The organism is Microbacterium sp. 1.5R (assembly GCF_007667425.1).
In the GTDB taxonomy this organism is placed as follows: Bacteria; Actinomycetota; Actinomycetes; order Actinomycetales; family Microbacteriaceae; genus Microbacterium.
Genome location: NZ_VDRC01000002.1, coordinates 1039210 through 1057959 on the forward strand (window position 1 = coordinate 1039210; position 18750 = coordinate 1057959).

21 protein-coding genes and 1 tRNA gene are annotated in these 18750 nt (G+C 69.6%); 13 read left to right on the forward strand and 9 right to left on the reverse strand.

Going from position 1 to position 18750, the window contains the following annotated elements; genetic code table 11:
* Positions 1-64: 64 nt before the first annotated feature.
* On the reverse strand, positions 65-550 hold the full coding sequence (locus FSY98_RS15865) for a Dps family protein (RefSeq protein WP_144877583.1): 486 nt from the start codon (positions 548-550) through the stop codon (positions 65-67).
* A 140-nt stretch (positions 551-690) separates the two neighbouring features.
* On the opposite strand from FSY98_RS15865, the gene FSY98_RS15870 reads away from it, so the two are divergent.
* The 3 genes from FSY98_RS15870 to FSY98_RS15880 all read left to right on the forward strand — a co-directional run bounded on the left by FSY98_RS15870 (position 691) and on the right by FSY98_RS15880 (position 1667).
* Positions 691-1227, forward strand: coding sequence for a gamma carbonic anhydrase family protein (locus FSY98_RS15870; protein ID WP_144877584.1), 537 nt, complete (start codon positions 691-693; stop codon positions 1225-1227).
* Between the two features lie 28 nt (positions 1228-1255).
* Positions 1256-1329: transfer RNA gene (locus FSY98_RS15875), tRNA-Ile, on the forward strand.
* Between the two features lie 134 nt (positions 1330-1463).
* Positions 1464-1667, forward strand: coding sequence for a DUF6458 family protein (locus tag FSY98_RS15880; RefSeq protein WP_144877585.1), 204 nt, complete (start codon positions 1464-1466; stop codon positions 1665-1667).
* A gap of 6 nt (positions 1668-1673) precedes the next feature.
* On the opposite strand, the gene FSY98_RS15885 is transcribed toward FSY98_RS15880, so the two are convergent.
* The 3 genes from FSY98_RS15885 to FSY98_RS15895 form a co-directional block, all read right to left on the reverse strand.
* Complete coding sequence (locus tag FSY98_RS15885; protein WP_144877586.1) at positions 1674-2024, reverse strand: hypothetical protein; 351 nt, start codon at positions 2022-2024, stop codon at positions 1674-1676.
* 86 nt (positions 2025-2110) lie between these two features.
* Positions 2111-3040 carry an AraC family transcriptional regulator gene (locus FSY98_RS15890; RefSeq protein ID WP_144877587.1) on the reverse strand — a complete coding sequence of 310 codons (930 nt, stop codon included), beginning with the start codon at positions 3038-3040 and terminating at the stop codon, positions 2111-2113.
* On the reverse strand, positions 3021-3776 hold the full coding sequence (locus FSY98_RS15895; protein ID WP_144877588.1) for a 3'-5' exonuclease: 756 nt from the start codon (positions 3774-3776) through the stop codon (positions 3021-3023). Before FSY98_RS15895 ends, FSY98_RS15890 begins: the two co-directional genes overlap by 20 nt.
* A 79-nt stretch (positions 3777-3855) precedes the next feature.
* On the opposite strand from FSY98_RS15895, the gene FSY98_RS15900 reads away from it, so the two are divergent.
* Entirely contained in the window at positions 3856-4755 is a 900-nt protein-coding gene (locus FSY98_RS15900) for an alpha/beta fold hydrolase (RefSeq protein WP_144877589.1), read from the forward strand.
* Here the strand turns inward: FSY98_RS15900 and FSY98_RS15905 are convergent.
* Positions 4727-5200: an Lrp/AsnC family transcriptional regulator gene (locus tag FSY98_RS15905; protein WP_144877590.1), complete on the reverse strand. Its 474-nt coding sequence runs from the start codon at positions 5198-5200 to the stop codon at positions 4727-4729. The two genes, FSY98_RS15900 and FSY98_RS15905, sit on opposite strands and share 29 nt — an antisense overlap.
* Before the next feature lie 169 nt (positions 5201-5369).
* Between FSY98_RS15905 and pdhA the strand changes: the two genes are divergently transcribed.
* From pdhA to FSY98_RS15920, 3 genes are read left to right on the forward strand one after another with little or no spacing between them, the layout of a single operon-like run.
* Positions 5370-6485: a pyruvate dehydrogenase (acetyl-transferring) E1 component subunit alpha gene (gene pdhA / locus FSY98_RS15910; protein WP_144877779.1), complete on the forward strand. Its 1116-nt coding sequence runs from the start codon at positions 5370-5372 to the stop codon at positions 6483-6485.
* Positions 6486-6487: 2 nt separating this feature from the next.
* Positions 6488-7498 carry an alpha-ketoacid dehydrogenase subunit beta gene (locus FSY98_RS15915; protein ID WP_186307711.1) on the forward strand — a complete coding sequence of 337 codons (1011 nt, stop codon included), beginning with the start codon at positions 6488-6490 and terminating at the stop codon, positions 7496-7498.
* Positions 7495-8859: a dihydrolipoamide acetyltransferase family protein gene (locus tag FSY98_RS15920; RefSeq protein ID WP_144877591.1), complete on the forward strand. Its 1365-nt coding sequence runs from the start codon at positions 7495-7497 to the stop codon at positions 8857-8859. The genes FSY98_RS15915 and FSY98_RS15920 overlap by 4 nt, the downstream gene beginning before the upstream one ends.
* Here FSY98_RS15920 and FSY98_RS15925 read toward each other — a convergent pair.
* Entirely contained in the window at positions 8852-9445 is a 594-nt protein-coding gene (locus tag FSY98_RS15925) for a TetR/AcrR family transcriptional regulator (RefSeq protein WP_144877592.1), read from the reverse strand. The two genes, FSY98_RS15920 and FSY98_RS15925, sit on opposite strands and share 8 nt — an antisense overlap.
* 88 nt (positions 9446-9533) lie before the next feature.
* Here FSY98_RS15925 and FSY98_RS15930 point away from each other — a divergent pair, with 88 nt between their 5' ends.
* Genes FSY98_RS15930 through FSY98_RS15950 form a run of 5 tightly spaced genes read left to right on the forward strand, consistent with a single transcriptional unit; the run spans position 9534 to position 15467 of the window.
* On the forward strand, positions 9534-11111 hold the full coding sequence (locus FSY98_RS15930; RefSeq protein ID WP_144877593.1) for a carboxyl transferase domain-containing protein: 1578 nt from the start codon (positions 9534-9536) through the stop codon (positions 11109-11111).
* 5 nt (positions 11112-11116) lie between these two features.
* Positions 11117-13018: a biotin carboxylase N-terminal domain-containing protein gene (locus FSY98_RS15935; RefSeq protein ID WP_144877594.1), complete on the forward strand. Its 1902-nt coding sequence runs from the start codon at positions 11117-11119 to the stop codon at positions 13016-13018.
* The gene (locus FSY98_RS15940) at positions 13015-14166 is read left to right on the forward strand and encodes an acyl-CoA dehydrogenase family protein (RefSeq protein ID WP_144877595.1); all 1152 of its coding nucleotides are present in this window, start codon (positions 13015-13017) and stop codon (positions 14164-14166) included. Before FSY98_RS15935 ends, FSY98_RS15940 begins: the two co-directional genes overlap by 4 nt.
* Before the next feature lie 9 nt (positions 14167-14175).
* Entirely contained in the window at positions 14176-14664 is a 489-nt protein-coding gene (locus FSY98_RS15945) for a MaoC family dehydratase (protein ID WP_144877596.1), read from the forward strand.
* Positions 14661-15467 carry a CoA ester lyase gene (locus tag FSY98_RS15950; protein ID WP_144877597.1) on the forward strand — a complete coding sequence of 269 codons (807 nt, stop codon included), beginning with the start codon at positions 14661-14663 and terminating at the stop codon, positions 15465-15467. Before FSY98_RS15945 ends, FSY98_RS15950 begins: the two co-directional genes overlap by 4 nt.
* Positions 15468-15524: 57 nt before the next feature.
* Here FSY98_RS15950 and FSY98_RS15955 read toward each other — a convergent pair whose 3' ends face one another.
* Both FSY98_RS15955 and FSY98_RS15960 read right to left on the reverse strand, forming a co-directional pair.
* Positions 15525-16112, reverse strand: a complete 588-nt coding sequence (locus tag FSY98_RS15955) for a histidine phosphatase family protein (RefSeq protein ID WP_144877598.1) — start codon at positions 16110-16112, stop codon at positions 15525-15527.
* Positions 16109-16948, reverse strand: a complete 840-nt coding sequence (locus FSY98_RS15960) for a Sir2 family NAD-dependent protein deacetylase (RefSeq protein WP_144877599.1) — start codon at positions 16946-16948, stop codon at positions 16109-16111. The genes FSY98_RS15955 and FSY98_RS15960 overlap by 4 nt, the downstream gene beginning before the upstream one ends.
* A 65-nt stretch (positions 16949-17013) precedes the next feature.
* On the opposite strand from FSY98_RS15960, the gene FSY98_RS15965 reads away from it, so the two are divergent.
* Entirely contained in the window at positions 17014-17817 is an 804-nt protein-coding gene (locus FSY98_RS15965; protein ID WP_144877600.1) for an RNA methyltransferase, read from the forward strand.
* A 22-nt stretch (positions 17818-17839) separates the two neighbouring features.
* Here the strand turns inward: FSY98_RS15965 and FSY98_RS15970 are convergent, their stop codons facing one another.
* The gene (locus tag FSY98_RS15970; RefSeq protein ID WP_144877601.1) at positions 17840-18670 is read right to left on the reverse strand and encodes an SGNH/GDSL hydrolase family protein; all 831 of its coding nucleotides are present in this window, start codon (positions 18668-18670) and stop codon (positions 17840-17842) included.
* Positions 18671-18750: the final 80 nt, after the last annotated feature.

Genomic DNA, 18750 nt, shown 5'->3' on the forward strand with positions numbered 1-18750 from the left:
CCGGACGGCTGCGAACACGACGAAGGGCACCGGGATGATCCCGGTGCCCTTCGAGTCGGCGCTGTTACGCGGCGATGTGAGAGACGAGGAACCAGCGGTCCTTCTCGAGACCGCGCATGATCTCGATCGCGACGTCCTGGCTGGTCAGGTCGACCTCGTCGAGGCCGTCGATCGCGACCTTGAGGTCGACGAGGATCGCGTCGATGTCGGTGATGACCGCGCGCACCAGTTCATCCGACTGCGTGAAGCCCGCGGGCACGGACGTATCGCCGGCCTTGACCGCGACCGTGCTGACGCGTGCGTCGATCGGCAGGCCGAGAGCGACGATGCGCTCCGCAGCGGTGTCGGCGAAGTCGCCGGCGTGGGCGACGATCGTGTCGAGCAGTTCGTGCACCCCGACGAAGTTCGCGCCGCGGACGTGCCAGTGCGCCTGCTTGCCGTTGATCGTGAGGGCCTGCAGGCCGAGGACGACGGGGGAGAGGAACTGGGCGGCTGCGGCCGCGACGGTGGGGTCGCTGGCGGTGGTGGGTACGGTCTGTGCCTTGCTCATCGTGACTCCTCCGGAGTTGATCTCTTCTGCCTGATGAACACAACGCTACTCATCTGGATTCATTCCGCAAGCAAGCGAAGGCTGGGCTTAGTGGCCCGTGATTCCGCGGAATCCGGGGCTCGTGAGGGTAGTCTCGCCTCATGAGCATCGCAGCTGGAGCATCCGTCCTCGCTCTCGGAGACAAGGTCCCCTCGATCGCCCAGGCGACGTTCGTCGCGGACGGTGCTCGTGTGATCGGGGACGTTCGTCTCGAGCCCGGCGCGAGCGTCTGGTACAACGCGGTGCTGCGAGCGGACTCGGCGCAGATCGTCGTGGGCGAGGGCAGCAACGTCCAGGACAACGTCTCGGTGCACGTCGATGTCGGGCACCCTGTGCGCATCGGGGCGAAGGTGTCGATCGGTCACAACGCGGTCGTGCACGGGTGCACGATCGGCGACGGCTCGCTGATCGGCATGGGCGCTGTGGTGCTCAGCGGTGCGGTGATCGGCGCGGGGTGCCTGGTCGCGGGAGGTGCGGTGGTGTTGGGCGGCACGGAAGTACCCGACGGCTCGCTCGTCGCCGGGGTGCCGGCGAAGGTGCGCAGGGCTCTGACGGACGAGGAGCGAGACGGGCTGATCGCCAACGCCGACCTCTATCTCGGTCATCTGCGCACCCATGAGGACGCCACTCCGGCGTGAGCGCGTCGACCGCTAGGCTTGTCCTCGCGGGGCGGTGGCCAAGCTGGTTAAGGCAGTGGGCTCATAACCCAACGATCGCGGGTTCAAGTCCCGCCCGCCCTACTCCCGCACTCGCGAACGATCTGACGCGACCGCGAACATGTCAAGCCCTTGTTCGGCGGATCGCCGTGCTGCCACCCTGAGGAACGGAACGACGGGCTCACCCTGCCCGACACGTCCGCAATCTAGGAGGCATCATGACCATCGGCACCGGCGTCGTGCTCTTCGTTATCGGCGCGATCCTCGTCTTCGCGCTGAACATCCAGCTGGACTGGGTGAACCTCGACATGATCGGTTACATCCTGATGGCGGCGGGCGCGCTCGTCTTCGTCATCGGACTGGTCCTGCTCGTCGCTCGTCGTGGTCGCGGCGACAGGGTCGTCGAGCGAGATGTGATCTGACGCGTCTCAGTCCGCTGAAGACCTGAGTACCCCGGGGCCGGCGTCGATCGGCTCCGGGGTTTCCAGGTGCTCGTCGATGAGGGTGATCCCGCCGCTGGAGTTCGCGGAGTGGGCGAGCTCCTCGATCCACCGTCTGCTGAGTTCGGGGGCCTCCGGGTCCTGGAAGACGAAACGCAGCGGGATCGACGGGTGCAGCCAGATCGTCGAACGTCCGTCCGGTTGTCCTTCGGGGTGTCGCCACGAGAGGGTGAAGCTCTCGTTGCGACGGAGCTTGGTCGCCACCACAACCTTCAGGTGCGCGAGCGCGCGGTCGTCGATCTGGATCGGCTCGGAGTCGCCGTAGTACAGAGAACCCATACCTCGGAATCTAAGCTCTCGCGGGGCCCGCGCTGCACCGCGGCGTCATGCCGCGCCGCGCAGGCGAACAGTCTCTTCGCCTGACGTCACCTTCGATGCTTGCCTGCCGTCACCGAGGGCAGGACGCCGAAGGCCTCCCGGTACGCGGCGGCGAAGCGCGATGGGTGTGCGTACCCCCAGCGGCGGGCGATCGCGGCCACCGTCGTGGGCACCCCGGATCGCAGTTCACGGTGTGCGCCGTCGAGCCGCGCCTGGCGGAGGCACTCCGCGGGGGTGACATCGAGCGCACGTCGGAACGCGTATTGCAGCCCACGAGTCGAGATGTGCACGGCGGCAGCCACATCGTCGATCGTGATCGGCCGGTGCGCATTCTCAGCGATGAACGCGAGAGCTCGTCTGACCGTTGCAGGCGCGGGCGCGGTCTGCGGGGAGCGCGATCGCCTGTTGAGGATGGTCGTCGCGAACGACGACAGCGTCGTGGTGGCTGCGTGGCGAGCCAGTTCGGCGCGAAGCAGTGCATCTCCGTCATCCATCGCCTCGATGCTGCGCTCGACGTAGTCGAACATGCGGTCCCACGCAGCAGCCGAAGCGGCCGTGGTCGGGGAGATGTCGGTGACGTGGAGTGACATCGCGTCGTCACCCGTGATCCGCCGCGCGAGAGCCTCGAGAGGCTCGCGGTCGAACGCCAGAGCTGTCACCTGCGCCCCTTCGTCCCAGTGCGCATCCACTCGCGGGCCATCCGTGAACCAGGGGTGGGTGGGGTCGAGATCGGATCGGCTGGAGTTCATCCGCACGTCGCGGGCGTGCACGCGGCAGGCGAGGAACTGGTCCTGCGGCTCGGCCGTGCAGTGGACCTGCGCCGCGAGTTCGTACCGGATGACGCTCATACCGCTGAGCTCTTCGGAGTGCCAGTCGAAACGGAACCGCGTCGGGTCCACATCGTGCAGGACCGCCGAGGGGACGTACTGCTGCCAGGTGGCCTCGACGAGGGCGACATCACGGGTATGAAGACGCACGGGCAAGATCCTCTCTCAGGGGCGCGCTGCGGGGGCGCACCGGCCACGTCCCGTCGATGGTCTCTTCCGGGTCGATGCGGCCGATGCGGATGAAGTACTCGGTGAGGCTCGCAGCCTGGGAGCGGGCCCAGCGGATCTGCCTCTCGTGGAGCTCGGTGAGCGTCACGGGAAGGACGAACTGACGGGCCAGCGCCTGGGCGATGCGACCGGCCGCGACGGCATCGGCGGAAGCATCGTGCGCATCCTCGAGTGGCACCGCGTAATGCGCCGCGACGACTTGCAACGTGCGCTTACCGGGCCGATATCGATCATAAGCCTTGTCGATGACCAGAGGGTCGATGACAGGGGAGGGGCTTTCGATCGCCGGAACGCCGTGGCGGCGCGCCTCGTGGGCGAGGAGCGAGAAGTCGTACGAGGCGTTGTACGCGACGACCGGCACTCCCTGCGCCAGCAGCGAGGCGAGGGCTGAGGACACCTGTGTCACCACCTCGAGCGCCGGTCGCCCGTGGGCTCGGGCGTGCACGGTCGTAATCCCGTGCACGGAGGTCGCACCGTCGGGGATGGGGATGCCGGGATCGGCCATCCAGTTCCGAGCGGCGATCTCCACGCCTCGGGCATCGAGCACACCGACGTGCGCGGTCACGATGCGATCGTGCTCGACGTCGACGCCGGTGGTCTCGAGGTCGAACACCCCGACGCGCGTGATCCACTCGGGGATCGGGGCGTCGCGGGGCATGGCATCACCGTAGAGCCGGCCACCGACATCGCGAGGCAACAACACGGGAATGGCCACCGGCGTCCGTAGACTCGACACCATGACAGTCCCGTCCCCGTACGCCGATCGCCTGAGCCGACTCGCGGTGGCTCGGCATGACGTCGAGGTGCGGGGGGCGAACACCGCGTACTGGGTGTACGGGCCGGCGGACGCCGAGGTCGTCGTCATCGCGGTCCACGGCTTCCGCGGCGAGCACCACGGGCTCGAGTCGGTGCTGGCCTTCCTTCCCGAGGCTCGGGTGATCGCCCCCGACCTCCCGGGATTCGGCGAGTCCGCGCCAGTGCCGGGGCGGATGTACGACCTCGACGAGTACGCGGCGTGGCTGACCGACTTCGCCGCACAGGTCGCTCCCGGGGCCGTGATCCTCGGTCACTCCTTCGGCTCGATCGTCACGTCTGCGGCCGTCGCATCCGGCCTCGCGACGCCCAGGCTGATCCTGATCAACCCGATCGGTGCGCCGGCGCTCGAGGGGCCGAAGGGCATCATGACGCGCCTCGCCGTGCTCTATTACGCGCTCGGCGCGCGACTTCCCGAACGACTCGGGACCGCGCTGCTGCGGAACGGACTCATCGTCCGGATCATGAGCATCGCCATGGCGAAGACCCGCGACCCGGCACTGCGACGGTTCATCCACGACCAGCACGACACCTACTTCTCGCGCTTTGCCGACCGCGACGTGCTGAGAGACGCCTTCGTCGCGAGCGTCTCGCACGACGTGAGCGAGTTCGCGTCGTCGATCGAGGTGCCGACGCTGCTCATCGCCGCGCAGCGCGACGACATCACTCCGATCGAGGTCGAGCGGGAGCTGGTGCAGCGCTTCCCTGAGGCCGAGCTCGTCGAGATCGCCCATGTGGGGCACCTGATCCATTACGAGACGCCGACCGAGGCCGCCGGCGCGATCCGACGTTTCCTCAGGATTCCCGTTTCGCGAGGCCGATGAGCCCCGCGACCCGGAACGGGATGACCTCGCCCATCGCGAGTGACGTCTCGGTGCGCTCGACGCCCTCGATCGACAGGATGCGGGCGTCGGTGTCGAAGAGGTGGCGCGCGTCACGGCACGCCACGCGCGCGAGGAGGTCGATGGAGCCGCTCAGGCCGTGGGCCTGGACGACCTCGGGGATCCGTGCGAGTTCGCCGATGATGCGCGGCAACTCCGTCTGACGCACGCCGATGCTCACGAACGCCTGCAAGGGGAATCCGAGCACGTCGGTGGAGAACGACCTCTCGTAGGAGAGGAAGACGCCGGTCTGCTCCAGGCGCGCCATGCGCGCCTGGATGGTGTTGCGCGACAGGCCGAGATTCTCGGCGAGCGCGACGATCGTGACGCGCGGATCATCGGCGAGCGCGGCGAGGAGTTCGAGATCGATGCGGTCGAGGCCAGCCATAGTGCCAAAGGGTAGCAGGGCGGTATGCGACAGAATTGAGCAACATGCTCAAGCGCTCTTTCATTGCTTGAGCGAGGTGATGAGCAGACGTACGCTCTGGTTAGCCGGTGACGATGCCGGTCGCCGCGTGCCGCGCCCCACGAGGACGCCGCGAATGAGGAGGACGATGATGTCACCGCAGATCACCCCGATCGTCGACACAGCGCAGGATCTCGAGCTCGCAGAGCGCATCCTGACCCCCGATGGCGCGCGGATCCCCAACCCGCAGCTCGACCGCTTCGTCGCGGATGTCGATCCTGCGCAGCTGCGCGCGCTGCACCGAGACATGGTCGTGCTGCGGCGCATCGACACGGAGGGCGTCGCTCTGCAGCGCCAGGGCCAGCTCGGCCTCTGGGCCCCGTGTCAGGGACAGGAGGCCACGCAGATCGGCACCGCGCGGGCGCTCGCTCCGCAGGACTTCGTGTTCCCGAGCTACCGCGAGACCGGGGTCATCTACGCGCGGGGCGCGCAGCCCGGCGACTACGTCCGCATGTGGCGCGGGGAGGAGGGCGCGGGTCACGACCCTGCCGCTCTCCGCGTCGCACCGCTGCAGATCATCATCGGTGCGCAGTCTCTGCACGCTGTCGGCTACGCCGTCGGCATCCGTCACGAGGGCGCAGACGAAGTCGCCGTCACCTACTTCGGCGACGGCGCGACGAGCCAGGGCGACGTGAACGAGGCGATGATCTTCGCCGCGTCCTATCAGGCGCCGGTCGTCTTCGTGTGTCAGAACAACCACTGGGCGATCTCCGAGCCGGTGGCGCTGCAGTCGCAGTTCCCCATCGCGGGGCGGGCGCCGGGCTTCGGCATCCCGAGCCTCCGGGTCGACGGCAACGACGTGCTCGCCTGCATGGCGGCGATGCGGTGGGCGCTCGATCACGCGCGCTCGGGCAAGGGGCCCGCCTACATCGAGGCCGTCACCTACCGGATGGGCCCGCACACGACGGCCGACGACCCGACGAAGTACCGCCCGGCCGAGGAGCTCGACGCCTGGCGCGACCGAGACCCGATCGCCCGTCTCGAGACCTACCTGCGCGGGATCGGCGAGCTGGACGACGAGCATCTTGCGCAGACGCAGGCGGAGGCGGATGCCGTGGCGAAGGAGATGCGGGCGGCATGCCTGGGCATGGTCACGCGACCGCCGCTCGCCGTGTTCGACGGTGTCTACGCCGAGCCGCACGCCGGCCTCGAGCGGCAGCGCGACGAGTACGCGGCGTACCTCGCGACGTTCGAGGGCGAGGTCTGATCGTGACGGAACTCACTCTGGGGAAGGCTCTCGGGGCAGGTCTGCGGCAGGCCATGCGCGACGACGACAGGGTCGTGCTGCTCGGCGAGGACATCGGCAAGCTCGGCGGCGTCTTCCGCATCACCGACGGGCTGCTCGACGAGTTCGGAGCCGCGCGCGTCATCGACACGCCGCTGGCGGAGTCCGGCATCGTCGGGATGGCCGTCGGACTCGCCTTCCGTGGCTACCGTCCGGTCGTCGAGATCCAGTTCGACGGCTTCGTCTATCCGGCGTTCGACCAGATCGTCGCGCAGGTGGCGAAGCTGCACTACCGCACGCAGGGACGCGTGAGGATGCCGATCACGATCCGCATCCCGTGGGCCGGCGGCATCGGCGCCGCCGAACACCATTCGGAGTCGCCAGAGGCGTACTTCGTGCACACAGCCGGTCTGCGCGTGATCGCCGTGTCGAACCCCGAGGACGCCTACCGCAGCCTGCGGCAGGCGATCGCGAGCGACGACCCGGTGATCTTCTTCGAGCCCAAGCGCCTGTACCACCACAAGGGCGAGGTCGATCTCGACGCGCCCCTCGCGGACGCCGCGCCGATGGGACTCGCGCGCGTCGTCAGGCCAGGTACGGATGCCACGCTCATCACCTACGGGGCGATGGTGGGCACAGCGCTGCAGGCCGCCGACGCCGCGGAGGACGAGGGCGTGTCGCTCGAGGTGATCGACCTGCGGTCGCTGTCGCCTGTCGACTACGACTCCGTGGCCGCATCGGTGCGCAAGACGGGTCGCGTCGTCGTGGCGCACGAGGCCTCGCGTGAGGCGGGTGTGGCCGCCGAGGTCATCGCGAGCATCACCGAACGCTGCTTCGAGTACCTCGAGTCTGCGCCGCTGCGGGTGACCGGCCACGACATCCCCTACCCGCCCGCGAAGCTCGAGAAACACCACCTGCCCGACCTCGACCGGCTGCTCGACGCGGTCGACCGGGTCATGGACCGACCGAACAACCTCACGGAGGTCGACGCATGATCGCCGAGTTCCGCCTTCCCGATCTGGGAGAGGGCCTCACCGAGGCCGAGGTCGTGCAGTGGCTCGTCTCACCCGGCGACCCCGTCACGCTGAACCAGACCCTCGCTGAAGTCGAGACCGCGAAGGCCGTCGTCGAACTGCCTTCGCCGTACGAGGGCACCGTCTCGACGCTGCATGCCGAAGCCGGGGAGACCGTGGCCGTCGGAGCGCCGCTCATCGCGTTCGACGTGGACGGGGCGGAGCCTCAGTCCTCTGCCCCGGAACAGCCCGCGACCGCGGACGCCGAGGAGAAGGCGCAGCCCAACCTGGTCGGCTACGGCGCGGCACCCACGGCATCCGGCCGCCCGGCTCGACGCGCACGTCGCGGGGGAGTCGTGCGGCAGGCCGACACCGCCGTGCTCGAGGCGGCGCCGCACGACGCCACGCCGTCGCCGTCGTCGGACACGGTCGTCGAGCGACCGCGCTCCACACCACCGGTACGCGCCCACGCGAAACGCCTCGGCGTCGACCTGGTGCTGATCGCAGCGGAGGTCGGCGACCGTCTCATCACGCGTGCCGACGTCGACGCCTACGCGGCCCGCGTCGGAGCGACGGCCGTCACGGCCGCGCCGACGGTGACCGCGACAGTGCCAGACAGCCGCGCCGCTTCCGGTGCACGTGACCGCGAGACGCGTATCCCGATCCGCGGAGTCCGGAAGCACACCGCCGCTGCGATGGTGCAGAGCGCGTTCACGGCGCCGCATGTCACGGTCTTCCACACGGTGGACGTCACGGCGACCATGGATCTCGTCGCATCCCTGCGCGAGGATCGGCGTCTGACCGAGCATCGGATCGGACCGCTGGCCCTGGTCGCCAAGGCCGTCTGCCTGGCACTGCCGCGTACGCCGGGCCTCAACTCCCGATGGGACGAGCCTGCGGGCGAGATCGTCGAGTACGGATACATCGACCTCGGCATCGCCGCGGCGACCGATCGCGGTCTCATCGTCCCCCTCATCAGGGATGCCGAGTCGCTCACGCTCACCCAGCTGGCCGACGCGATCGCCGCCCTGGCGAGCACGGCGCGGTCCGGGAAGACGTCGCCGGCGGAGCTCGCCGGCGGCACCTTCTCGATCTCGAACATCGGCGTGTTCGGCGTCGACGCCGGCACCCCGATCCTGCCGCCAGGGCAATCGGGCATCCTCGCGGTCGGTGCCGTCCGTCGACAGCCGTGGGAGTTCCGCGGCGAGATCGCCCTGCGGCAGCTGATGACGTTGAGCCTCTCGTTCGACCACCGGCTCGTCGACGGGGCCGAGGGTGCCAGGTTCCTCAAGGACGTCGCCGACGTGCTGGAAGAACCGGGCCGGGCGATGCTGTTCAGTTAGTCGCGCGCAGCGCTGCCTCCGCCATCGCACCCAGCACCGACGCGGTGGTGGAGCGACGCCGCGACGCGGACCGCGTGCTGTGCGGCGTCGAGTTGATGAGTCCGAAGCAGGCCTGCACTCGCAGGCGCAGTTCGTCGGACTCGGCATCGACGAGGGGGGCGAGCGTGCGGATCCAGAGTTCGATGTACGCGCGCTGCAGTCGCCTGACCTCGGCGTGGTCGCTCTCTGCGAGCTGCACGACGTCACGGTCGTGCACGCGGATCACGTCGGCGTGACCGAGCGCGAACTCGACATGGAAGGCGATCAGCGCGCGCATCCGCTGCGCATCGTCTCCAGCCTTCTCCGCGACCTCGGAACCGCCCGCCACGAGATCGTCGCTGACCTGAACCAGGACGGCGCCGAGGAGGGCCTGCTTGCCGGCGAAGTGACGGTACACCGCTGGTCCGGAGACGCCCACCGCCGCTCCGATGTCTTCGAGGCTCACGCCGTTGTATCCGCGCTCGGCGAAGAGACGCGCCGCCTCTCGGAGGATCGCGTCGGATCTCTCGGCCTTCGCGCGATCGCGCGCCGTCACGGGGCTTGTCATCTCAGTTAATCCTCGCTAACCTGATGCCATCGGTTAGTGAACACTAACCGAAAGCGCATCGAGCGTGCCAGATCGTTACCGAGGCGCGATGTGGGTCGAGGAGGACAACACGATGCCGGTATCCCAGGAGTCCCTGGCCGCAGAGCTGCGGGAACGCCTCACCACCGCCGCGCGTGGCGGGCCGGAGGCATCTCGGCATCGTCACGTCGCCCGTGGCAAGCTGCTTCCGCGCGACCGCGTGGCGCGGCTGCTGGACGAAGGCAGCCCGTTCGTCGAGGTGGCGCCGCTCGCCGCCGACGGCCTGTACGACGGTGAAGCGCCGGGCGCCGGGGTCATCGCCGGGATCGGGCTCGTGCACGGGCGGCACGTCATGGTCGTGTGCAACGACGCGACGGTGAAGGGTGGCACGTACCTGCCACTCACAGTGAAGAAGCACCTGCGCGCCCAGGAGATCGCACTCGAGAACAGGCTGCCCTGCCTCTATCTCGTCGACTCCGGCGGCGCGTTCCTCCCCAAGCAGGACGAGGTTTTCCCCGACCGCGAGCACTTCGGCCGCATCTTCTTCAATCAGGCCCGCATGTCGGCGGAGGGCATTCCGCAACTCGCCGCGGTTCTCGGCTCCTGCACCGCCGGCGGGGCTTATGTGCCGGCGATGAGCGATGAGACCGTGATCGTGAGGAACCAGGGGACGATCTTCCTCGGCGGTCCGCCGCTCGTGAAGGCGGCGATCGGCGAGGTCGTCACGGCGGAAGAGCTCGGCGGCGGCGAACTGCACGCCCGCCGCAGCGGGGTCGTGGACCACCTCGCCGACGACGACGAGCACGCTCTCGAGATACTCAGGGACATCGTGGCGACGCTTCCGGCTCCGGTCACCCCCGCATGGGAGGTGCACGAGAGCAGGCCGCCCGCCGAGCTCGGATCGTTGTACGACGTGGTGCCGGTCGACGTGAACGAGGCGTACGACGTTCACGTCGTCATCGACCGCCTCGTCGACGGAGACAGCTTCCGCGAGTTCAAGGCCGAATACGGTACCACGCTCGTGACCGGCTTCGCGCGACTGCACGGACACCCTGTGGGCATCGTCGCGAACAACGGCGTGCTCTTCAGCGAGTCGGCGCTCAAGGGCGCGCACTTCATCGAGCTCTGCGACCAGCGCGGCATCCCTCTGCTTTTCCTCCAGAACATCACCGGCTTCATGGTCGGATCGGATGCCGAAGCCGGCGGCATCGCGAAGGACGGCGCGAAGATGGTCACCGCCGTCGCCAGCACCAGGGTGCCGAAGCTCACGGTGATCGTCGGCGGCTCCTTCGGGGCGGGCAACTACTCCATGTGCGGGCGCGCCTACTCCCCGCGGTTCCTGTGGACCTGGCCCGCGAGTCGGATCTCCGTCATGGGCGGCGCACAGGCGGCATCCGTCCTCGCCACGGTGAAGGAGGACCAGCTCGCCTCCCGAGGCGAATCCTGGAGCGACGACGAACGCTCGGCATTCCAGCAGCCGATCCGCGAACAGTACGAGGCCCAGGGCGAGCCGTACTACGCGACGGCACGGCTCTGGGACGACGGCATCATCGATCCGGCGCAGACCCGCGACCTCCTCGGACTCGCGCTCGACGTGGTCGCCCGCACCCCGCTGCCCGCCCCCCGCTTCGGCCTCTTCAGGATGTGACCGCGATGTCGACGACCCCGTACTTCCACACCGTCCTCGTGGCGAACCGCGGCGAGATCGCACGCCGCGTGATCCGTACGCTCCGAGCGCTCGGTATCCGGAGCGTCGCGGTGTACAGCGATGCGGACGCCGATGCACCGCACGTCCGCGAGGCCGATGAGGCCGTACGCATCGGCCCCCCTCCCGCCGTCGACTCGTACCTCGACATCGACGCCGTCATCGCCGCCGCCCGCAGCACCGGGGCGCAGGCTATCCATCCCGGCTACGGCTTCCTGTCTGAGAGCGTGGGGCTCGCCGAGGCGTGCGCCGAGAGCGGCATCGTCTTCATCGGCCCCGACGTCGCGGCACTGCAGATCATGGGAGACAAGGCGCGAGCGCGCGACCACGTCATCCGCTCGGGCGTCCCCGTGGTGCCGGGGTTCGACGCCCGCGGTCTGTCGGACCAGGAGATCGCCGACGAGGCGGAAGCCGTCGGCTTCCCCCTGTTGGTGAAGCCCAGCGCGGGTGGCGGGGGTAAGGGCATGGAGGTGGTGGCGGATGCCGACGGCCTCGCACCTGCCCTCGCCTCGGCTCGGCGTGTGGCGAAGGCCGCCTTCGGCGACGACGCGATGATCCTCGAGCGGTTGATCCGCCGCCCGCGTCACATCGAGGTCCAGGTCTTCGGCGACACCCACGGCACGGTGATCGCGCTCGGCGAGCGCGAGTGCACGCTGCAGCGTCGACACCAGAAGGTCATCGAGGAGGCGCCGTCGGCGGGCATCCCGGAGGGCACGAGGGCACTGCTGCTCGCCGCTGCCGTGCAGGCCGGCGAGAGCGTCTCCTATGTCGGAGCGGGCACGGTGGAGTTCCTCGTCGACGCCGACGCCCCCGACGAGGTGTTCTTCATCGAGATGAACACCCGCCTGCAGGTGGAGCACCCCGTCACCGAGGAGGTCACCGGACTCGACCTGGTGGAGCTGCAGCTGCGCGTCGCCGCAGGCGGTCGGCTGGATCCGGCTCCCGAAACGAGGGGCCACGCGGTCGAGGCGCGGATCTACGCCGAGTCGCCGCATCGCGGATTCCTCCCCTCGACGGGGCGAGTGCTGCTCTTCGATCCACCGGCCGGAGTGCGTGTCGACGCCGCGGTGGAGACCGGATCCGAGGTGTCGGGCTTCTACGACCCGATGATCGCGAAGGTCATCGCCGCGGCCGCCGACAGGGCGACCGCCCTGCACCGGCTCGATGAGGCGCTGGCCGCGACCGTGGTGCTCGGCGTCGAGACCAACATCGAGTTCCTCAGACAGCTCTGCCGCGACCCGCGAGTGGTCGACGGAGACCTCGACACGGGCATCATCGAGACGCTGCTGCCCGTCGTGGCCGAGCCGCCCTCGCCGGCGATGCTCGCCGCCGCGCGCGAGAGCGTTCTGGCGGCCCGCGATGAGAAGGCCGACCGCGCGGCGCGCGCCGGCAGCGTGTGGGCGGCGCTCTCCGACCCACGTCGACGCGTGCTCTCCTTCCTCACGGAGGACGGCCAGGTGATCGACGCCGCCGAGGGTGCCGCGAGTCCGCGGGTCTCCACCGTGGTGGACGCCGAGGGCGCGGTGTGGGTGAGCGAGGCAGGGCGGTCCGCCCGCCTGGACCCGCTCGACCGCCGGGCGAGGACCACGAGACGCCTGCGGTCGCGCGGCGAGGGAGCGGCGGGAGCGGGACCGGAGGGCCGCGCGCCGATGCCGGGCAGCGTCGTCGCCGTGCACGTCGCCGACGGCGCGACAGTGAAGGCGGGCGATCCGCTCGTCTCAATCGAGGCGATGAAGATGGAGCACCCGGTGCTCGCCCCGCAGGACGGCACCGTGCAGGTGCTCGTCGCCGTGGGGGACCAGGTTCGACGCGGCCAGCCGGTGGCGCGAGTGACGGAGGAGAACGAATGAACGATCAGCTGACCGAGGAGGAGCGCGAGCTCGCCGCGATGGTGCGGGAGTTCGCCGATACCGTGGTGGCTCCGCAGTCGTACGAGGCGGACCGCACGCACACCCTGTCGATGGACGTGGTGGCGGCGATGGGGGATCTCGGCCTGTTCGGCCTCCCGTTCCCCGAGGAGTACGGCGGTCAGGGCGGCGACTACATGGCGCTCGGCATCGCCATCGAGGCGCTCGGGCGCGTCGACCAGTCGATCGCCATCACGCTGGAGGCAGGCGTCAGCCTCGGCGCCATGCCCGTCTTCCGCTTCGGCACCGACGAGCAGCGGCAGGAGCTCCTGCCGGACCTCCTGGCCGGACGCGCCCTCGCCGGGTTCGGCCTCACCGAGCCCGAGGCGGGCAGCGACGCAGGCGCCACTCGCACCACGGCGCGTCTTGACGGCGATGAGTGGGTCATCGACGGCTCCAAGCAGTTCATCACCAACTCCGGGACGCCGATCACCCGGTTCGTCACGGTGACCGCCGTCACCGGCCAGACCGACGGCCGCAAGGAGATCTCGACGATCATCGTGCCCAACGGCACGCCGGGGTTCACCGTCGAGGCGCCCTACGACAAGGTCGGCTGGAACGCCTCCGACACGCACCCCCTCACGTTCGACGGCGTCCGCGTGCCGGCGGCGAACCTCGTGGGGCAGCGCGGGAGCGGCTTCCGCAACTTCCTCAGCATCCTCGACGAGGGGCGCATCGCGATCGCCGCCCTGTCGACGGGAGCCGCAGAAGGATGCCTCGAAGCCGCCGTCGACTACGCGAAGAGCCGGACCATCTTCGGCAGCGCGCTCAGCACCCGGCAGAACGCGCAGTTCACGCTGGCCCGCATGCGCGCCCGCGTGCACACCGCTCGCCTCGCCTGGCATCACGCGGCTCGACTGCGTGACGCCGGGCGTCCGTTCGCCGAGCAGGCGGCGATCGCGAAGCTCGTCGCCGGAGAGGCGGCGATGGACAACGCCCGCGACGCGACCCAGATCTTCGGCGGCAACGGTTTCATGAACGAGTTCCCGGTCGCGCGGCACTACCGCGACTCGAAGATCCTCGAGATCGGCGAAGGCACCACCGAGATGCAGCTGCTCGTGATCGCCCGCGCCCTCGGGCTCGCCGGGTAGCGTGGCGGCATGACCACGCACGACATCGTCCAGCGCGGACTGTACTTCGAAGAGTTCGAGCCGGACGCGCGTTACCTCCACCGACCTGGGCGCACCGCGACCGAGTCGGACAACGTGCTGTTCACGACCCTGACCATGAACACGCAGGCACTGCACCTCGATGCGGCCTTCGCGGAGGCCAAGGAGCCGTTCCGGGCCAGGCTGATGAACTCGATGTGGACGCTGTCGACGATGGTCGGATCCTCCGTGGCGCAACTGACGCAGGGCACCCTCGTCGCGCAGCTCGGGTTCGGCGAGATCGCGTTCCCGCACCCGCTCTTCGCCGGCGACACGCTCTACACCGAGAGCGTCGTCTCGGAGAAGCGGCTGTCGGCATCCCGACCGGGGCAGGGCATCGTGTCGATCGCGCACACCGGCCGCAACCAGGACGGTGTGGTCGTCGCCACTGCCTCGCGATCGGTGCTCGTGCACTGCCGACCCGAAGGGGGAAGCCGATGACCTTCGGCCTCGGACCCGGCCTCCTGTTCTGCCCCGCCGATCGTCCGGAGCGTTTCGAGGGAGCGCTGCGGAAGGCGGATGCCGTGATCCTCGACCTCGAGGACGCCGTGCTGCCTGACGCCAAGGTGACGGCGCGCGGCAATCTCGTCGACGCCCATCTCGACCCGGATCGCGTGATCGTGCGCGTGAATTCGCCGGAGTCGCCGGAATTCATCTCGGACCTCGCGACTCTGAACCAGACGGACTTCCGCCGGGTGATGGTCGCGAAGACAGAGGACCCGGACGCGCTCTCGGCATTCGATGAGCGCTTCGAACTGATCGCCCTGTGCGAGACGGCACGCGGGGTGCAGGCTGTCGATCGGATCGCCGCCCACCCGCGTGTGGTCGCGATGATGTGGGGAGCGGAAGACCTCGTCGCCTCCCTCGGCGGCACGTCCAGTCGGACGGATGCCGGGGGCTACCGCGACATCGCGCGCTATGCGCGTTCTCGTGTGCTGCTCGAAGCAGGCGCTCGTGGGAAGGCGGCCATCGACGCCGTGCACGTCGACATCGACGACGTCACGGGCCTGGAGAGGGAAGCCAGGGATGCCGCAGCCTCGGGTTTCGCGGCGACGGCCTGCATCCATCCGAACCAGGTCGCGGTCATCAGAGACGCCTATGCCCCCGATGCCGAGACGGTGGAATGGGCCCATGCCGTCGTGAGTGCGGCGGAGTCGGAGCGCGGCGTCTTCCGCTTCCGCGGTCGCATGGTCGATGAGCCGGTCCTTCGGCATGCCAGGTCGGTCCTCGCCCGCGCGCGCTGAGCGGACGCGCACGTACGAGGCCCGGCGTCCGACACGGAGGATCGGCCGATCAGCCCGTCAGAGCAGGATGGCCGGTTCGATGAGCCGCAACGAACCGGGCGAGGCCTCGAAGCGGTGCACGGAGCCGTTGGGGAGCACTTCACCGACGCGGGGCAGCGTGCCGCCGGACACATGGTCGATCAGTGAGCGGATCACCCCTCCGTGGGTCACGACGATCACGGACTCGGCGACTGGGGCCGACCGTCGCCGGGAGTCGCGCGCGATGGCGTCGAGCGCGCGGAGGGCGCGGTCGGCGACGCCCTCCAGGGTCTCGGCACCGGGCACCGGAGCGAGCCAGTCGCCGTACAGCTCCAGGTACTCGGACACGAGCTTGCCCTCGCCGTCGCCGAACTCGCGCTCGCGCAGGTCCGGCACGAGGGCGGGGGAGTCGAGTCCGAGTTCCGTCGCGATGATCTCGGCGGTCTCCCTGGCACGCACGAGGGGGCTGGCGTAGATCATGTCGTGAGCGGTGTCGGAGAGCAGACCGGCCGCCGTCCTGGCATCCGCCCTGCCCGTCTCGTTCAACGGGATGTCGGTCGACCCCTGGATGCGCCGAGCGAGGTTCCAGTCGGTCTGGCCGTGCCGGACGAGGGTGATGAGGGTCATGAGAGAAGCTCCTGCAGGGCGGGGAGGACGTCGCTCGTGCCGGCCGCGATGGTGAGATCGGCCCAGACGTCGGCGCGCGTCGGCTCCCGATTGATGATGACGAGAGGGATGCTGCGCCGCCGGGCCCGTTCGACGAGGCGCACGCCCGAGTTCACGACGAGGGACGACCCCGCCACGATCATGGCGTCGCTCGAGCGCAGCAGCGACTCGGCGGCCTTGAAACGGTCGAGGGGGACGTACTCGCCGAAGAACACGACGTCCGGCTTCAACATCCCGTCGCAGACGGTGCAGGTCGGCACGACGAATCCGTCGGTGCTCTCCGGCAGCACGTCGCCGTCGGGGGCGAGCTTCACGTTCTCGGGCACCGTGATCCAGGGGTTGAGCTCCTCGATCTGGGTCGCGATGTCGCGCCGGTCGAAGACCTGCCCGCAGCGCAGGCAGAGCACGCGGCGCATGGTGCCGTGCACCTCGATGACCCGCGAGCTGCCGGCGCGCAGGTGCAACCCGTCGACGTTCTGCGTGATGACGCCGGTGACGAGACCGCGCGACTCCATCTCGGCGAGCGCGAGGTGCCCGGGGTTGGGGTCGGCGCGGGCGAAGGCACGCCAGCCGAGGTGGCCACCCACCCAGTAGCGACGCCGCGCGGCCTCGTCGCCGAGGTAGCGCTGGATCGTCATGGGGTCGGCACGCGTCCGGGCGCCCTCGCCGCGGTAGGCGGGGATGCCGGAATCCGTCGAGACGCCCGCCCCCGTCAGGAGGGCGATGCGGCGGCCGGACAGGAGTTCGGCGGTGCGAGCGACGACGGCCGACAACTCGGCCGGACTCGAATCACTCACGGGACCTCCTCCCCGAAGTCTACGGCGTGGGGCCGACACTCCGTCGCAGATGGGAGAGTGGAGCGGTGGAAATCCTGGAAGTGGCGGATGCCGCGGACCCCCGTCTCGACGACTATCGAGGTCTCACCGACACCGCGCTCCGCCGGGTGTCGGAGCCTGCCGGCGGTCTGTACATCGCCGAATCGGCGAAGGTCATCCAGCGCGCCGTCACCGCAGGACACCGCCCGCGGTCGGTGATGGTGCAGCGGCGGTGGGTCGACGGCATCCGCTCGATGATGGCGGATCTCGACGTGCCGGTGTACGTGGTCCCGGACGCGGTGGCCGAGGCCGTCGCCGGGTTCGCGGTGCACCGCGGTGCGCTTGCGGCCATGCATCGACCGGAGCTGCCGAGCGTGGCGTCGGTCGTGGCGGGCGCGCAGCTCGTGCTGATCCTCGCCGACATCGGCGACCACGCGAACATCGGGGCGGCCTTCCGCGCGGCCGCCGGTCTCGGCGCGGACGCCGTGCTCGTGTCACCGGGCTGCGCCGACCCGCTGTACCGTCGCAGCGTGCGCGTCAGCATGGGCACCGTGTTCCAGGTGCCGTGGACCCGCATGAAGGACTGGGAGAGCGCGGTCGAGGTGCTCCACGACGCGAAGATCGCCACCGCCGCCCTGGCGCTCGATGACCGGGCCGTGTCGTTGGGCGATTTCGCACGTTCCCGCCCGGAGCGGGTCGCGCTGATGCTGGGGTCGGAGGGGGAGGGGCTGTCACCGGCGGCGATGGCCCTGGCCGATCACATCGTGACGATCCCGATGAGCGGGGGAGTCGACTCCCTCAACGTCGCGTCGGCCGCGGCGGTCGCGCTCTGGGCGCTCGGCGGCACCTGACCGCGAGTGCTGCGGCGAGACCTCAGCGGTTCTCGGGGAGCCGGAGGAACGGAACCGCATCGGGGCGCTTCGCCGCCACGTGGTCACCGGAGGACTGATGCCGCAGCCTGCGCAGCACCCAGGGCACCAGATGTTCGCGCGCCCATCCCAGGTCCTCGGAGCGGGCTTCGCGCCAGGTGCGCAGGGGGAGGGGTTCCGGCTGCATGGGCTCCAGGTCGTTGGGGACGTTGAGTGCGCGCAGCACCATTCGCGCGACCTCGTGGTGTCCGAGCGCGTTGTAGTGCAGTCGGTCGTCGTCGAAGAAGCGCATGTCCTGGACGACCTTGAGCGCCCACTGGTCGGCGACGATGCAATCGTGGCGGTCGGCGATCGCACGCACGTTCTCGTTGTAGATGGCGACCTTCCCGCGGAAGGGGCGGAAGACGGGTGTGAAGCCCGTGTCGACGCCGGTGAACAGCAGCACCGCCGCGCCGGTGGAGGCGAGGCGTGCGACGGCATCCTCGAGCTGCGCGGCGATCGCGTCAGGGTCTGTGCCGGGGCGGATCACGTCGTTGCCGCCGGCGCAGATCGACACGAGGTCGGGTCGCAGGGCGACGGCCGGCTCGATCTGGTCCTCCACGATCTGGGCGATCAGCTTGCCCCGCACCGCCAGATTGGCGTAGGCGAAGTCGTCGACCTGCTGCGTCAGCACCTCCGCCACGCGGTCGGCCCATCCGCGGTGTCCGCCGGGAACGGCGGGATCGGGGTCTCCGATGCCTTCGGTAAACGAATCGCCCACTGCCACGAATCGACGCCAGGGGTGCGGCGTGTCGTTGGCCACGTAGGGGGTCCGGGTCGAATCCTGGTCGGTCATCCAGCTCTCCTTCACGAACATGCGCCGCGTACCGGTGGCGGCGGCGCAGTGACCGAGCCTACTCCGCGGCCGGCATGTGC

Coding starts and splice junctions, on each gene's coding strand:
- FSY98_RS15970 (WP_144877601.1), bottom strand. CDS start 18,670: ATGACCGACCAGGATTCGACCCGGACCCCCTACGTGGCCAACGACACG.
- FSY98_RS15920 (WP_144877591.1), top strand. CDS start 7,495: ATGATCGCCGAGTTCCGCCTTCCCGATCTGGGAGAGGGCCTCACCGAG.
- FSY98_RS15940 (WP_144877595.1), top strand. CDS start 13,015: ATGAACGATCAGCTGACCGAGGAGGAGCGCGAGCTCGCCGCGATGGTG.
- FSY98_RS15870 (WP_144877584.1), top strand. CDS start 691: ATGAGCATCGCAGCTGGAGCATCCGTCCTCGCTCTCGGAGACAAGGTC.
- FSY98_RS15900 (WP_144877589.1), top strand. CDS start 3,856: ATGACAGTCCCGTCCCCGTACGCCGATCGCCTGAGCCGACTCGCGGTG.
- FSY98_RS15955 (WP_144877598.1), bottom strand. CDS start 16,112: ATGACCCTCATCACCCTCGTCCGGCACGGCCAGACCGACTGGAACCTC.
- FSY98_RS15885 (WP_144877586.1), bottom strand. CDS start 2,024: ATGGGTTCTCTGTACTACGGCGACTCCGAGCCGATCCAGATCGACGAC.
- FSY98_RS15945 (WP_144877596.1), top strand. CDS start 14,176: ATGACCACGCACGACATCGTCCAGCGCGGACTGTACTTCGAAGAGTTC.
- FSY98_RS15905 (WP_144877590.1), bottom strand. CDS start 5,200: ATGGCTGGCCTCGACCGCATCGATCTCGAACTCCTCGCCGCGCTCGCC.
- FSY98_RS15925 (WP_144877592.1), bottom strand. CDS start 9,445: ATGACAAGCCCCGTGACGGCGCGCGATCGCGCGAAGGCCGAGAGATCC.
- FSY98_RS15930 (WP_144877593.1), top strand. CDS start 9,534: ATGTGGGTCGAGGAGGACAACACGATGCCGGTATCCCAGGAGTCCCTG.
- FSY98_RS15935 (WP_144877594.1), top strand. CDS start 11,117: ATGTCGACGACCCCGTACTTCCACACCGTCCTCGTGGCGAACCGCGGC.
- pdhA (WP_144877779.1), top strand. CDS start 5,370: ATGTCACCGCAGATCACCCCGATCGTCGACACAGCGCAGGATCTCGAG.
- FSY98_RS15950 (WP_144877597.1), top strand. CDS start 14,661: ATGACCTTCGGCCTCGGACCCGGCCTCCTGTTCTGCCCCGCCGATCGT.
- FSY98_RS15865 (WP_144877583.1), bottom strand. CDS start 550: ATGAGCAAGGCACAGACCGTACCCACCACCGCCAGCGACCCCACCGTC.
- FSY98_RS15880 (WP_144877585.1), top strand. CDS start 1,464: ATGACCATCGGCACCGGCGTCGTGCTCTTCGTTATCGGCGCGATCCTC.
- FSY98_RS15895 (WP_144877588.1), bottom strand. CDS start 3,776: ATGCCCCGCGACGCCCCGATCCCCGAGTGGATCACGCGCGTCGGGGTG.